Source organism: Geitlerinema calcuttense NRMC-F 0142, from assembly GCF_030285425.1.
The window spans coordinates 12,772-28,241 of sequence record NZ_JASVEJ010000018.1 but is presented as its reverse complement, the minus strand read 5'-3'; the positions used below and the strand labels follow the sequence as shown (position 1 = coordinate 28,241).

The window sequence follows — 15,470 nt, the reverse complement described above, 5'->3', positions numbered from 1 at the left end:
AAAGCGGCAATCTCAAGTCACATTCACAAGAATTTCAGAGTTTCATCTTAACAATGAGACTAGTCCTGCTAGAGCGCCTTTCAATTCGTGCTTAAGACTGAATCGCCCTTATGTCTCAACACCCCTTCCCGCTTAATCTGACCCTCAATCAAACGATCGGTCGAGATCCTTTGGAGGTTTCCCCAGAGACTCCCGTGATTCAGGTTCTTCAGTTAATGAGCCAGATCCACCCAGATCGCAAAATCGCGTCTCCCTCAAGCTATGCGCTGGTTAGCCAAGAGCGGCAACTGCTGGGGATTGTAACAGAACGAGACTTTGTATGCCTTGCAGCGACGGGAAAACCCCTTGCAGGCATGACCGTTGCAGAAATGATGAGTTCCCCGGCGATCGCGCTGAAGGAGACAGATTACCAGGATGTCTCTAGCATTCTCAACCTATTTGAACAGCATCAAATTAGCCATCTGCCCGTAGTTGACGATCGCAATCAACTCTTAGGGGCGATTACCTTAGAAACATTGCGCCGCAAATTACCCATCGTTCACCTGTTAAAACTCCGGCGCGTCCGGGATGCAATGAGCGATCGCGTCATTTATGCACCGCCCACCGCCTCAATCTTACAGCTTGCTCAACTGATGGCGCACCACCAAACCAGCTATATTGCGATCGCCCAAACCGCAACCGACGGCACCGTTTATCCCATTGGCATGATCGCCGAACGCGATATTGTCCAGACTCAAGCCTTGAGGTGGGATCTAACTCAAATCACCGCCCAAACCCTGATCGACCATCCCCCGCGATTTCTGCATCCTGAAGAATCGCTTTGGGCCGCTTGCAACCTCATGCAACAGCACCAGATTCGCCGCTGCCCAATTCTTGAAAATCGTCAAGAACTGCGGGGTATCCCCACCCAACACGAGCTTTTTCCCCATCTTAATCCCGCCGAACTGAACCAAACGGTAACAGCCTTGCAACAGCGTTTAGAAGAGAAAACCGCTCAATGCGATCGCCTTCAACAAGCCTTGGAAGCCTGCAAGCGACGCTATCAAAACTCACAGTTAAGGCTGCAAGAAGTCCTCAATAGCGTTCAGGCCGCGATTATTCGCATCCGCCTATTGAACCCTCAATCTTGGCAAGCTGAATATTATTCGGTCGGGTGCGAGCAAGTCTATAGCTACACGGCCGAAGAATTCACCACAGATCCCACTCTTTGGTCATCGCACATCCATCCCGAAGATTTGCAAACAGTTGTATTGCCTGCCTTAGAAGGATTATGCCAGCATCCCTCTAACTCCGGTACGTTGCAGTTGGAATATCGATTTTTACATCGCGATCAAACTTGGCACTGGATTTCAGAAACCGTTACCTTTAATTGGGACGCCACAGCCCATTGCTGGATGCTGACCAGCGTAGGACTTGATGTTACAGACCGCAAGCAAGTAGAAACCGCCTTGCGTCATAGCGAAACTCGGTTTCGGACAATTTTTGCCGATGCGCCTACCGGGATGGTTCTCAGCACGCCCCAGGGTCAAATCGTGCAAGCAAACCAATCATTGTGCCAAATGCTGGAGTGTAGAGAGTCAGACTTGCAAGGGCGATCGCTCCAAGATATTGTTGCCCCTGAAGATTGGTTGCAAGATTGCCACCGCACAGAGCAGTTATTGGCTCAAGAACTTTCAAGTTACAGGTTAGAAAAGCGCCTCATTAAACAAAATGGAGAAACAATTTGGGTTAGCCTAACCGCAGGCTTGCTCCAAGACCCGATTCAAGGAACGCTCTATAAATTGGGGATGTACGAAAACATCACCGAACGGCGAACCGTAGAACGCATCAAGGATCAAATGATTTCAGTAGTCAGTCATGAGTTGCGAACGCCTTTAAGTTCTATTCGGGGTTCTCTCGGTTTGCTGGCCACTGGACAACTGGGTACCCTCAACCCAGACGGGCAGGAGTTGCTTAATATTGCGGTTGCGGAAGCGCAACGTTTGACGCGTTTGGTTAACGATATTCTCGATTTAGAACGGTTGAAATCGGGTCAGATTCACCTCATCAAGAATCCGCACCGCGTCACGCAGTTAATTGCACGCGCCGTTGAAAGCGTGCGATCGCTCTTTAGCAAAACTCAAGTTGGGATTGAAGTCTCGGCGGTGCCAGAGGAAATTTGGGTCGATGGCGATCGCATTATTCAAGCCCTGACCAACTTACTCGGTAATGCCATCAAGTTTTCTCCGCCCCAAACGACCATCACCATTCGCGTTCAGCGGGTTGAGAGCCATTTTGCCCAGCGCGAGCGCGACGACCGGGTCGCCTGCGATTTGGCTCCATTTTGCTCCTGTTCCTTACTCAGCGCCTCCTTGCCCTTCATGTTGTTTTGTATTAGCGATCGCGGGCGAGGCATTCCGGTAGAAAAACTCAGCACTATCTTTGAGCCATTTGAACAAGTCGATCTGGCTGATTCTCATCAAAAAGACGGAAGCGGTCTAGGGCTAGCCATTTGTAAAAGTATTATTCACAGACATGGGGGAGAAATTTGGGTTGCCAGTACAGTCGGACGCGGAAGCCATTTCTTTTTCACATTGCCACTAGCCCAAACCGATGAGTGAAATCGCTGCCAATTTGTTACCCAAGCCCCTGAATGCACTTTGGGTTGAAAAAAACTTAGCTCAAGCCCCCGGCTTTGCTAATCTCAACCCTGCTGTGGTATTCCACCTGACTCCCAGTTGGTCTGTTGCCCTTGAACAGCTAGACCAACAAGATTTTGACTTAATTTTCATCAGTTCAGCTTTCCTCGAAACGCCATCAGACGATCTAATCGCGCCTTTCGAGCGTCAAGGGATTCCCGCGATCGCCATCCTCGAATCTGACAATCCCGATCTTGCCACTCAAGCTCTAGATTGGGGAGCCGTAGATTATCTGCTGAGGGCCGAACTCGACCGTTCAACCCTCCAACGGACTCTACGCTATGCCCTGAGATTTCGTCAGCTTCGAGAGCAAGCGGCTAAACCTCCAGACCAACAGCAAGAAATGCTCGTTTCCTCATTAAATGTCCTGGCCGATCCCGTTTTTATCAAGGATGAATGCCATCGCTTCCTATTCGTCAATCAAGCCTTTTGTCAGTTGCTGGGGAGATCCTTCTCCGAAATTATCGGTCGCTCAGACTACGACTTTTTCCCCCCAGAACAGGCAGCCGTGTTTTGGGAAAAAGATGAGCTAGCGATGCAAACCGGCAAACCCAATGAAAACGAAGAAGAGTTAACCCATAGCCAAGGCAAGGTTCAGGTCATTTCTACCAAAAAATCGGTCTTTGAAATGCCCGACGGACAGAAAATTTTAGTGGGGGTGATTCGCGATCTCACGCAGTATAAGCACCAAGAACGGGCGTTAATCAACAGCGAAAAGCGCTTTGCTCAACTTGCGGCTAACGTTCCGGGCATGATTTATCAATTTTGCCTGACTCGAGGCAGTCGGTCATTTATCTACGTCTCGGAGGGATGTCGAGAGCTATACGGCGTTGAGCCAGAGATAGTCAAACAAAATGCCGAATTTCTGTTTCAAACGGTTCATCCCGATGATTTGCCCATGCTGGAACAGTCAATAGCCATCAGCGCCCAAACGCTGCAACCCTGGCGCTATGAGTGGCGAACCCTCTCTCCAACAGGTGATTTAAGATGGCTCAAAGGGGCATCCAACCCCGATTTACAAGCCAATGGGGATATTATCTGGAATGGTCTCCTCACCGAGATTACCGAACAAAAACTTGCAGAACACGAGCGCGATCGCTTTTTTACCCTATCCCTCGATTTATTGTGCATTGCTAGCTTTGAGGGATACTTTAAACGCTTAAACCCAAGCTGGACTGCAACTTTGGGGTACAGCGAAACCGAACTTCTCAGCTTGCAATTTATCGAGTTGGTTCACCCAGAGGATCGCCAAGATACCTTACAAGCCTTGCAAAACCTCACCCAAGGGGTGAAAATCCTTAAATTTGAAAATCGCTATCGCTCTCAAGATGGCTCCTATCGCTGGTTATCTTGGGTTGCTGCCCCCTTTGCCGAAGAGGGGTTAATTTATGCCGTCGCTCGCGATATTAGCGATCGCAAACAGGCAGAAGAGGAGCTACGCGAAAAAGCTCAACAACTGAAAAAAACCATTCACAAACTCACCAGTACCCAAGCACAACTCGTCCAAACCGAGAAAATGGCCTCTTTGGGTCAGTTAGTCGCTGGGGTGGCTCATGAAATTAATAACCCCGTAAGTTTCATCTCTGGCAACATTACCCCGGCGATGAACTATGCGTGCGATCTGCTCAAAGTAATTGAACTCTACCAGCAGCACTACCCCCATCCTCCCGCCACGCTGCTACAGGCGATCGAAAGCTACGATCTTGAATTCTTGAGCAGCGACTTTCCTCAGTTGCTACAATCCATGCAGGAAGGGGCAACTCGCATCACAGAAATTGTTGCTTCTCTACGCAACTTCTCGCGCCTTGATGAGGCTCACCTCAAAGCGGTTAATCTCCATCAAGGGATTGAAAGCACCCTGATGATTTTACAGCATCGCCTCAAAGCGCAAAATGAGCAAATCGAGCGCCCCGCTATTCAAGTCATTAAGGAGTTTGCTAATTTACCCCTAGTTGAATGTCACCCCGGACAAATCAACCAGGTGTTTATGAATATCCTCTCTAATGCAATTGATGCCTTGGAGGAATACTGGATGAGTCGTTCGGGAAGCGAAGCCAAAAGAATGCCCACTCTCTCGATCCGCACGACAACCCAAAAAGCCAAAGATCCCCAAGGCGGAAAGCTAGCGACAATTCAAATTAGGGATAATGGTAAAGGCATTTCCCCAACGCTTCAAACTCGTCTTTTCGATCCCTTTTTCACCACAAAACCCGTCGGAAAGGGAACTGGGTTAGGACTCTATATCAGCCATCAAATCATTGTTGATAAACATCAAGGTTCCCTAACTTGTCGTTCAGAATTCGGAAAAGGTACGGAGTTTAAGATTCAAATTCCTATCCGCACATCTACTTAAATCCATTGTCAGTTAACTCATATCTTGCACCATTCTCGTAAGACCTGAGAAACCGGGTTTCTTGCAAATCGCTCAAGTTGAAACCCTTACAGCATTTTTCAGGTTCGTGAAGTATCACTTTCTTCCAAAGTCCCCCTGACTAAGGGGGATTTAGATCGTGCCGGATCTCATCCAATCAAAAAAACGCTATATTTTTCGCTGAGAAACCCAGTTTCTGGGACTGATTGAGTTTATTTACGGCGAATCCAAAAAGAACTAGCCACTCGATCTTTTTGTTGTTCAAAGACAGGACAACAACGATTCAGTGCATCTCGATGATGATGAGCCAGATAATTGAGTCCTAATAGCACTTCAAAGGCGGAGTTATGAACGAGAAAAGCTTGTAGCAAATATTGTTCTGTCCAAAACCAGCGTTCCTGAGTCAGCCAGCTTTTGGGATATTCAAAGGGGATAAAAATATCGTGAATATGAACAATTACACCGCTTTTGAGTTTGGGAAGAATTTGCAAATATTCGTAAAAAACATCGCCTCGCGTCCGCAAAACATGGGAAGAATCAATGAATAAAATATCATTGGCTTCTAGGGTTTCAAAAAAATCAATGGGTAAGGTTTCTACCCGTTCGCGAATCACTCGATCGACGCCTAACTTTTCTAACCAAGGCGCTTCATAGGGTTCTACACAAGTATGCTCGGTGCGATATCCCTCCTGTTGATTGCGGACAATGGCTTGTTTGGCAATGCGCGTCGAAAATCCCGATCCAATTTCAATTAAACGTTTCGGTTTGTAATGACGAATGAGGCTGTAGAGAATTTCAGCATCGCCAGAGCAAAACATCCAATTGTCATAGTAAAAATCTAGAGAATTTTCACTCTTTTTTTGAATCGGAAATTGAGTCAATTCATCATTGTATTGGAGCTTACCTAGAAGGGTGAGTTGTTGTTCTGTGTTTAAGTCAATTCCATAAAGGGGGTCTTCTTCTGTCCAGGTTTTTTCGCTCAGTTCTGAAGCGTTAAAGACGGGTTGGTAGTAGTGATAGCTGAGGGGCATTACACCAAAGAAGTCCCAAATTTTATAGCTAATTGGGAGACGTTTAGGACCGATCCGAGATTGAATTTTGCTAAAAAGTGCAACGAAGGGTGTTAAAGGAATTGTCAAAGCATCAATTAAAAAGACAATTCCATTTTTAACGAATGATGTTGCTGCCATAACAACCTCTTAAAAATGTTGGTTCGGCGAATTTTTTAAATTAATGATTTTCAAGATTTTAAACGCCAATATTGAGAATTGGTGGAGATCTAACAAAGTCTACATATTTCTTAATCTTGTGTTTATCTTGTGAAATTAAACAGACTTGCTAGACGCCACGAGTTGACCCGAATTAATCGGAAGCGTCAATAAAAATTCAGTTCCGCCCGTCTCTGGGGTGAGAATTTGGATTTTGCCTCCATGTCCTTCCACGAGGAGTTGGTAGCTAATGGCGAGTCCCAAACCCGTTCCTTTTCCGACGGGTTTAGTGGTGAAGAAGGGATCGAAAATCTTATTTTGAATGGCTAGGGGAATTCCAGGACCATTATCGGCGATCGCGATCGTGACATGGCGTTCGTCAACCTGCTGAGTCCGAATCCAAATTGCGGGATTTTCTAAAGAATTTGGGCCTGTTCCATTCTCCATCTCTAACTCGGTATAACTCTCTTCTAGAGCATCCACCGCATTACTGAGCAGATTCATAAACACCTGATTCACTTGCCCCGGAAAGCAATCCACAAGCGGTAGCGATCCATAATCCTTAATCACCTGAATGCGATTTTTCAGGCGATGTTGCAATAACAACAGCGTATTATCAATCCCTTCATGGAGATCGACGGGTTTTTTCTCCCCTTCATCCAAGCGAGAGAAATTGCGAAGCGAGAGGACAATTTGTCGAATGCGTTCGGCCCCCATTCGCATCGAGGTGAGGATTTGCACCAAATCTTGGGTGACAAACTCCAGTTCAATCTCCTCTTCAAACGCCTCAATTTCCGCCGTAGGAGAAACCAACGCCGCTTTATACAGATCGATCAAATGCAGTAAATCGTCAACGTGCTGGCTAGCGTGGGGCAAATTCCCATAGATAAAATTAACCGGATTATTAATTTCGTGGGCCACTCCCGCCACCATTTGCCCCACACTCGACATTTTCTCGCTTTGGACGAGTTGGGATTGAGTGGTTTTCAAATCTTCTAGAGTTTCATTGAGGAGTTGTACCTGTTCGCGAGTTTGGCTGTAAAGATGGGCTTGATTAATCGCGATCGCCAACTGATCCGCCAACACCTGAAGCAGTTCTCGTTCTGCGGCCAGAGGTTGCCAGGGTTTGCCGCAAATCCCAATCAAAAAACCGCCTTGCAACTCCGTAGGGGCAACAATGGGCAAAGCCAAATAAGACTCAGCCAACAATTCTAAATCGAATGGCGTTTCCTCAACCCCTTTCAGGTAAACCGTTTCTTGGTGTTGTAGCTGTTGTGCCAAATGGGCATTGAAATAAAATTGACCAACGGCCGACGGTACTCCTTGAGTATATTCGCGACGGATTGCCAGGGTTTGCGAAGGGGCATCCACAAGGGCAAAAACCACCCGCTGCAAATCCAACAAGCGACCAATTTCTTCGACCGTCACCTGCAAAATTTCATCGAGATCCAAAGAGGCGCGAATCCGTTGAATCAAGCGATTGAGAAGTGCTTCTTGGGCAACTCTAGCCCGCAGGTTTTCAGCAAACAGCAGTTGACGAAAAACCGCGAAAATCGCGATCGCCAAAAATACCCCCACCCCACTCGCCAGAATATTTAAAGCGTGCAGTCCCCGTTCCAAATTACCGCGCGGGATGACCAAAGCCATCGACCAGTTCGCCTCATGCATGGGCAAATAAGCCACATAAACCCACTTACCTTCTAGCTTCACCAATTCAAGATTGGTTTGGCGGTTGACCATCTGCACTGCAACTTGGCGCAGGGTTGAATCTCTCGCTTCCAGAAAACTAGGGGCGGGTTTTTCTAAAGTCCCCATCCGCGTTGGATCGGGATGGACAATGGGGCGACCTTCCGAATTGAGGGCAAAAGCGTAACTCCCCTCGCCATATTCCAAGCTTTGCGCGGCTTGTACGATCCGGTTGACCTGCAACCCGCCAAACATCTCGCCAATGGGACGCCCATTCGTCTCATTAAGGGGATAAATAGGGGCCGCAACAATCACCTGAGCAACATTAGAAGCCTTACCCATCAGGGGGTCAGAAACATAGATTTCCCCTGCCATTGCCCGTTGGAAATGCTTGCGGGCGATTACATTGGTTTCATTACGGCTGCCGTTGGTGGTACTCACAAACCCATTACCGTCCACCATTGCCAAGACGAAAAATTCTGAAAGGCGTTGTGCTTCCGATAATAAGAAGGGTTCTGCTAAATCCCAATCGAGCGATCGCACTAACGGATTGTAACTGAGGGCCGTCACTTCTGCCTTACGAACCGCCAACCAGCGATCGATATTATCCCGTTCGCGCTGCACCTTTAACAGAGCATTCTGTTTGAGATTATCTAAAATTAAACCCCGAACGACCCGATAGCTAATATAGGCCCCTGTCGAAATTGCAAGCGTGGTACTGCTAATGGTGAGTAGCACCACCAGATGACGCGGACGCCATCCTTGTTGCAAAAAACGCTGCCAAAGAGGAAACAATTGCTGTGGCTTGAACATGGCGGCACGGGAGAAGAAAATTGAAGGTTTCATCCCCTAGAATTGGTCAACGCCGGGATAGCGTTCTAGGGTTTTGGGACTGGCGGCTTCGCCACAGGTTCGCGGTGAGGGAAAGATTTTGCCAGGGTTCGCCAAACCTTGCGGATCGAAGGCTTTTCTGACCCATTGCATGGTTTCTAAGTCCGTTTCAGAGAACATTTCGCTCATATAACAGCGCTTATCCGCCCCAATGCCATGTTCTCCCGAAATACTACCGCCCACTCGAACGCAGAGTTTAAGAATTTCGCCCCCCAAGGTTTCCACGGTTTCTAAGGCACCGGGAACCGAGTTGTTATATAAAATCAGGGGGTGCAAGTTGCCGTCTCCGGCGTGGAACACATTCGCCACCGCATAGCCATATTTTTGGCTGAGTTTTTCAATCTCTTGGAGGACGTAGGGGAGTTGCGTGCGGGGAATGACGCCATCTTGAACGTAGTAGTCTGGGCTGAGTTTGCCCATTGCTGCAAAGGCGGCTTTACGACCTTTCCAAAGTCTGAGGCGTTCGGCGGGTTCTGTGGCAATGGTAATATTACGCGCCCCGTTTTGGCGGCAGAGGGTGGCGATCCGTTCGGCGTTTTTGGCCACTTCAACGGCTAGACCATCAATTTCCACCAAGAGAATAGCGGTGGCGTCGCGGGGATAGCACTGGGTTGCGACAACATCTTCTACGGCGTTGATGCTGAAGTTATCCATCATTTCCATTCCCGCCGGGACGATACCCGCGCCAATGATGTCAGAAACGGTGGCTCCTGCGGCTTCTACGCTGGTAAAATCGGCCAAGAGGACTTGAATGGCTTCGGGGGTTTTGAGGATTCTCAGGGCGATTTCGGTGGCAATTCCCAGGGTGCCTTCGGAACCGACAAATAAGCCGGTGAGGTCATAACCGGGGGTTTCGGGAACTTCGCCGCCGACATCGACAATGGCACCATCGGGGAGAACCAGTTTTAAGCCTAAAACATGGTTGGTGGTGACGCCATATTTGAGACAGTGAACGCCGCCGGAGTTTTCGGCGACGTTGCCGCCAATGGAGCAGATAATTTGACTGGACGGATCGGGGGCATAATAGAATCCAGCCCCGCTGACGGCTTGCGTTACCCAGTTGTTGATGACGGCGCTTTGAACGACGACTTGCTGATTTTCGAGGTCAATTTTGAGGATTTTCCGCATTAAGGCGGTGACGATTAAAACGCAATCTTCGGTGGGGAGTGCGCCGCCGGAAAGTCCGGTTCCTGCGCCTCTGGCTACCCAGGGTAAGGAATAGCGATCGCAAATTTTGACGACTTCGGAAACTTCGGCGGTGGTTCGCGGTAAAACCACCAGTTTTGGACGTTGGCGATAGCTGGTTAACCCATCGCATTCGTAGGTTAGTAATTCTTCTTTACGCTGAACGACGCCTTTGGTACCGACGTGACGTTCAAATTCTTTGATGATGGCTTTCCAATTGAGGTTTTGCGGTTTGGGCTGAGTCAACATAGCTAGAGAACATCCAACCTGAAAACGGGGATAAGTAAGGTTGATTATACGGGTTAAGTTTGGGCGATCGCGCTGAGGCGAAGGGGGTGCTAGTTTGAAGCGGTTTTTTGCTGTACCGCTTGTTGAAAGAACGATTCTAAAGCGGTGACACAGGCGCGATCTTCAAACAGGAGATCGTGGTTTTGTTTCAGGTGTTCTCTTAGGTCTTGCCGCCACTGGGGATCGAGTCCTAGGCGGACTGCAATTTCTATGTATTCTGCCTCATTTTGAGCAATCGTATCGGTAATGTCAATCATCTTTAAGAAGCTATCGGCATGACGACCGCGCATGAATTCCCCCGGACAGGTGACAATGGGTAAATTGCAGGCGATCGCTTCTAAGCTAGTGTTCCCACCCGACCAAGTTAAAGTATCGAGAAAAATGTCGCACAGCAGATTTAACATTAAGTAATCGCTGCGATCGGGGATCTGGCGATGCAAGCAGTAGTCTTCGCTATTTAAGCCAAACTCAGCAAAGGCTTTGGCTAACCTGGGTTTGAGTTGGGTTCCGCGCAAAAAGAGGAATTTTGCCTGGGGAACTTTGAGGGCAATTTGCGGGAAAATGCGGTCGTATTGCGGTAAGTATTTATAAGGGGCTTGGCAGCAGAAATACAAAACGGCGTCTTCAGGCAAATCGAAGTGCGATCGCGTTTTGGTTAAGGCGGGAATATCCTGGGGTTTGGGATAGGATACGCCAATATTGGGGAGTTGAATTAAGGTTTCGCTATAGTGGTCTTGAGCATTTTCGGGTTCCATTAATTGACTTGATAGGAAGTAGTCAATGGTGGGAAGTCCGGTGGTAACGGGATGTCCCCACGCGACGCATTGAATGGGGGCTAAACGTAGCGCAGCAATTTGCATGGTTTGCGGGTCCATTCCTACTTCTGGAAAGACGAGAATATGCAGGTTGTCGTTACGAATTTGCTGGCAAGTGGCGCTGAGGTTATGGGGAAAGTGATAGAATTTATCGCTATAGCTCCGGAATTCTTGGGTAATGGAGTCGGGGGCATTTCCGGTATAGTAACAATGGATGGAAAACTCGGCGCGATCGCAGTATTTTAACCACCCCGTTAACCACAAGGTACCGCTATAGGCGTGCAGGTAATGGGAAACATAACCAATGCGAATTTTATCCCCGACGACAGGCATTTCTAGGGGAACTGTCCATTGGGGAAAGTTGGCAGCTAAAATGCGATGCAGTAATTGTCCGTAGCGCTTTTGAGGTTCGATAATGTTATAAGCTTGATAGCCAAGATAAAAGTTAGTAAAGCGTTGGGTAGCTTCTAAGGCGCTTTGTTGTTGTTGATGGGTTTCTAAGCGCGTTTCGGCAATTAAACGATCTAACCCCGTGAGAAAGCGCTGGCGATAAAGGTCAATCTCTTCGGGAGTATTATAAAAGGGTGGAATGATGAGATATTTAAGTTGTTTAAAGGTGTAGTCTTCAGGTAAATGGGTTGAAGCATTTTCTGCTATAATAATTGCTTGGGGAATTTCTCCATTTCGTAGCAGTTTAAGGATTAAAGAGAATTGAATTTGGGCATCTTTAGGGAATTTTTGAGCAGCAGTTTTTAAAAGAGCGATCGCACTTTCTCCCTGGTGCGCGTACGCAAAACTTTCGCTGAGTTCGTAGTAAATTTCCGGGCTACCTTCTGCCAGACTCAGGTAATGTTGATAAGGGGCGATCGCGCTGGAGTATCGCTGTTGCTGATAATATCGTCTTGCTAGGGTTAAATAGGCATCCGGCGATTGATTATTCAGGGCTATAGCCAGTTCCAAACTCTCCCGAATTTCCGCAGAGTTTAGTTCTAAACTTAAAGCCGTCTCGTAAGCTTGAATAGCAGAGTTAATTTGGTCTAATTCTAGCCAAAAATGCCCAAAATGATGATAAAGTTTAGCATCATCCGAATTCTTCTCAATGCCGTCTTCATAAACGCTTAAAGCTTCTTGAGTTTTCCCTTCTCTCAAATATCGTTGGGCTAATCCCACAAATGCCAAACTAAGATCGGGCGTTAATTCAATCGATTTTTGAAAAGCAGCAATGGCTTGATCGAATTGCTTGAAGTGTTCATAAATTAATCCCAGATAATAATAAGAAACTCCATTTAACTCATCAATTTGCAGTCCCTTCCAAAAAGTCAACAACGCCTCTCGATAATCTCCAATTTGGTAGTAAAGAAATCCCAAATTAGACCAAATGATGGCATCATTAGGACGCCAGATCAATAGTTCCTTATATCGCTCCTCCGCAGCCTCAAACTGTCCTTGTTGATGCAGCATCAACGCCTGCTGATAGATTTGCTCAAGCTGCTGATAAATTTGTGTAAAATTCTTTAAATCTCGAATAACTTGTTCGTTTTGCTTATCTTGTAAATCAAACAGTTTTAGCGATTCTTCGCACTGTTGATTCCAACTAATCATCAATAAATTATGATTTAATCCCAGATTTTCTAGCAGCACTTGACCTTCCGGACAAGTTGCCATAAAATCCCAGCAAGCTTGCTGTCCCACTTCCGAATCAACATCCAAAAGCACAATCAGCGCCCGTTCTGCTAAAAACTGGCGAATCAACAACAAACCCATCAACAAAGAGCGATAATCATTAACGCCGCTAAGACAAAGAACCCCAATCCGACCTTCCGATTCTACCTCTCTTAACTCTAGAGCAAAATCAATAAAACTTTGGTCGCAAACATAAACCTGTTCCTCTAAGTTTAAATTCGCTAAAAACTCTAAAAAACGAGTTAACTCCGACTCGCTATCAGGAATCGTCGAAAAATCATGAACGCTGTAGGTAAAACAGTCCGGGCGATCGCGCAAAGCCTCTCCTAGCAGTTTAGGCGAACCCTGACCCACCTCACAGAAAATTTCATCCGCCTCCAGACAGCCAACCGCCCCATTTAAAAGTTGTCCAATTCGAGCATAAGCGCGATCGCCCACCTGCTGAAACTTCTCAACATCAGGGGTGCGATAAAAACTCTCCAGTTGGGAAATAAAACGTTGCTCGTCCATTACTCATTTCGTCCTAAACTCTGCAAGAGATATTTACGGCTTTCAATCGCCTCAGCATTAGCCGGCCAAATTTGAATCGCCTTATCGTAAGATGCGATCGCCTCTTCAACCTTTTGCAACCTTTCCAACGTCACCCCCCGGCGATACCAAGCCTGAGAATCCTCTGGCTGTAACTTTACCGCTTGATCGAACGCCTTCAGCGCCTCCTCATGGCGCTGTAACTTCTCCAACGCCAATCCTTGAGAAAACCACGCCTTCCCATAATCAGCTTGCAATTGGACCGCCTTATTCAGGGCTGCGATCGCCTCATCGTAGCGTCCCAACTTTAACAAAAGATCGCCCCTCTCTCCCCAACCCGTCGCCGAATCCGTCGCCAGCGGTAGCGCCTTATCAATCGTCGCCAGCGCCTCCTCATAGCGTTGGAGTTCGCTTAACGTCTTTCCCCGTTCAATCAACGCCTCAACGCGATCGCTTTGCAACTCCAGCGCTTGATTCAACGCCGATAGCGCCTCCTCATGACGCCCCAACTGATTGAGCAAATACCCTTGTTTGTACCACAACTGCGCCGAACGCGGCGTAAACTTCATCGCCTCCACATACACCAGCAGCGCCTCCTCGTAGCGTTGCAACGCGGTTAGGGCGACACCTCGAACTTCCAACCCCTCCACCGTCTCCTCATACCCCGCTTGACGGGCTTTTGTCAGGGCGACTAGCGCCTCCTCGTAGCGTTGCAACGCATTGAGAACCACCGCCCGATAGTACCAAGTTTGCGGATCGTCCAATTGCAACTTCAGCGCCTCATCATAGGCATTCAGCGCATCGGGATAGCGGTTCACCTGCATCAGCGCGTTTCCCAAGTCTACCCACGCCTCCGGATAGTCTGGCTTGAGTTTCACCGCTTGATCGAAAGCTGCGATCGCCTCATCATAGCGCTGTAACTCCATCAACACATTCCCCTGAATCAACAAATCCGTCGTCCGATTCGTCGGGGAAGTGGGTTTCGCCGCCATCATCGGACCTGGAGACATCGTGGGAATAGGCATTGAGGCAATTTCCGGCGGAACGGTGGGTACAACGCGCACCTCTCGTAACGGTCGATCCGAGGCGAATAATTGGGAAACGCCCAACGTTACCCCAATCGTACAGAAAATTAACGCCACCTGTCCCCAACGGCTGGCAGCACTCGGCGGGGAAGGGGGAGGCGTCATCGGTTGGGTTAACTTCGTCGCCGGAACCAGTTGCAGGCGGTGTAAATCCTGCAAAACCTCCTCAACCGTGGTGTAGCGATCTTTGTAGTGCGATCGCACCATCTGATTGAGAATAGCAGCAAACTGAGGTCGGACTTGAGCGCGCGATCGCCAACTCACCTCCCCCGTATGAGGATCGTCCGGTAATTGATTGGGACAAATCCCCGTTAGCGCCTCAATCGCCGTCATCCCCAACGCATAAATATCGCTACTGTAACGCGGTTTGCCCCCCTGTTGCTCGTTCGGCATATATCCCGGCGAACCAATCGATAGCGTACTGCGCGTTTGTCCCGTCGTCGTCGCCCCTAACGCGCTTAACTGCTTCACCGCCCCAAAATCAATCAACACAAACCGCCCATCAGCTTGGCGGCGAATAATATTCGAGGGTTTAATATCCCGGTGAACCACATTTTGTTGGTGAACGAACGCGAGAATCTCTAACAAATCCTCCAATAGCTGCAACACCTGCACCTCATCCCACACCCCTGAAGCAAACTGTTGCGCCAAATCCTCGCCCTCAATATACTCCTGCACCAAGTAAAACTCTTGATGCTCCTCGAAATGAGCAAATAATTGAGGAATGCGATCGTGTTTCCCCAGACGATAGAGAACCTGCGCCTCGGTTTCAAATAAACGTCGGGCCGTTTGGAACAGCATCGGATCGACCCCTTGCGCTTGCAGTTGCTTCACCACACACCAGGGATTTCCCGGTAAATCCAAGTCCTCTGCAATAAAGGTCGTACCAAACCCACCGCATCCTAACTGCTTGATGATGTTGTAGCGCCCCCGTAACGTTTTTCCCAACATATCAACTCGCACCATCGTCAATTACAAGGATTTTGGCACAATATTATCGGGGATTGAGCCAGACTCAATACCAAAACCGCCCTAGCATTTCGCACCAATAA

The 15,470-nt window shown here is 48.1% G+C and carries 7 protein-coding genes; 2 read left to right on the top strand and 5 right to left on the bottom strand.

The genetic code is table 11. The annotated features are described in order from the left end of the window. Nucleotides 1-110 precede the first annotated feature (110 nt). Together QQ055_RS04775 and QQ055_RS04770 are read left to right on the top strand one after the other, a co-directional pair. Nucleotides 111-2,600 carry a CBS domain-containing protein gene (locus QQ055_RS04775; protein WP_284474319.1) on the top strand — a complete coding sequence of 830 codons (2,490 nt, stop codon included), beginning with the start codon at nucleotides 111-113 and terminating at the stop codon, nucleotides 2,598-2,600. Next, nucleotides 2,593-5,031, top strand: a complete 2,439-nt coding sequence (locus QQ055_RS04770) for a PAS domain S-box protein (protein WP_284474318.1) — start codon at nucleotides 2,593-2,595, stop codon at nucleotides 5,029-5,031. Before QQ055_RS04775 ends, QQ055_RS04770 begins: the two co-directional genes overlap by 8 nt. 230 nt (nucleotides 5,032-5,261) lie before the next feature. On the opposite strand, the gene QQ055_RS04765 is transcribed toward QQ055_RS04770, so the two are convergent. The 5 genes from QQ055_RS04765 to QQ055_RS04745 form a co-directional block, all read right to left on the bottom strand. Beyond that, on the bottom strand, nucleotides 5,262-6,239 hold the full coding sequence (locus QQ055_RS04765) for a class I SAM-dependent methyltransferase (RefSeq protein WP_284474317.1): 978 nt from the start codon (nucleotides 6,237-6,239) through the stop codon (nucleotides 5,262-5,264). A gap of 135 nt (nucleotides 6,240-6,374) precedes the next feature. Beyond that, nucleotides 6,375-8,789 (bottom strand): sensor histidine kinase, encoded by a 2,415-nt coding sequence (locus QQ055_RS04760; RefSeq protein WP_284474316.1) that lies wholly within the window; start codon nucleotides 8,787-8,789, stop codon nucleotides 6,375-6,377. A 3-nt stretch (nucleotides 8,790-8,792) separates the two neighbouring features. Next, a complete protein-coding gene (glcD, locus tag QQ055_RS04755; protein WP_283360426.1) occupies nucleotides 8,793-10,268 on the bottom strand; it encodes a glycolate oxidase subunit GlcD in 1,476 nt (491 codons plus the stop codon). An 89-nt stretch (nucleotides 10,269-10,357) separates the two neighbouring features. Further along, on the bottom strand, nucleotides 10,358-13,315 hold the full coding sequence (locus tag QQ055_RS04750) for a tetratricopeptide repeat protein (RefSeq protein WP_286004286.1): 2,958 nt from the start codon (nucleotides 13,313-13,315) through the stop codon (nucleotides 10,358-10,360). Beyond that, complete coding sequence (locus QQ055_RS04745; protein WP_284474313.1) at nucleotides 13,315-15,384, bottom strand: tetratricopeptide repeat protein; 2,070 nt, start codon at nucleotides 15,382-15,384, stop codon at nucleotides 13,315-13,317. The genes QQ055_RS04750 and QQ055_RS04745 overlap by 1 nt, the downstream gene beginning before the upstream one ends. Between the last annotated feature and the right edge of the window lie 86 nt (nucleotides 15,385-15,470).

Bases quoted from the DNA above. Each gene is read 5' to 3' on its own strand.
- QQ055_RS04775 (WP_284474319.1), top strand. From the start codon at position 111: ATGTCTCAACACCCCTTCCCGCTTAATCTGACCCTCAATCAAACGATC.
- QQ055_RS04770 (WP_284474318.1), top strand. From the start codon at position 2,593: ATGAGTGAAATCGCTGCCAATTTGTTACCCAAGCCCCTGAATGCACTT.
- QQ055_RS04765 (WP_284474317.1), bottom strand. From the start codon at position 6,239: ATGGCAGCAACATCATTCGTTAAAAATGGAATTGTCTTTTTAATTGAT.
- QQ055_RS04760 (WP_284474316.1), bottom strand. From the start codon at position 8,789: ATGAAACCTTCAATTTTCTTCTCCCGTGCCGCCATGTTCAAGCCACAG.
- glcD (WP_283360426.1), bottom strand. From the start codon at position 10,268: ATGTTGACTCAGCCCAAACCGCAAAACCTCAATTGGAAAGCCATCATC.
- QQ055_RS04750 (WP_286004286.1), bottom strand. From the start codon at position 13,315: ATGGACGAGCAACGTTTTATTTCCCAACTGGAGAGTTTTTATCGCACC.
- QQ055_RS04745 (WP_284474313.1), bottom strand. From the start codon at position 15,384: ATGGTGCGAGTTGATATGTTGGGAAAAACGTTACGGGGGCGCTACAAC.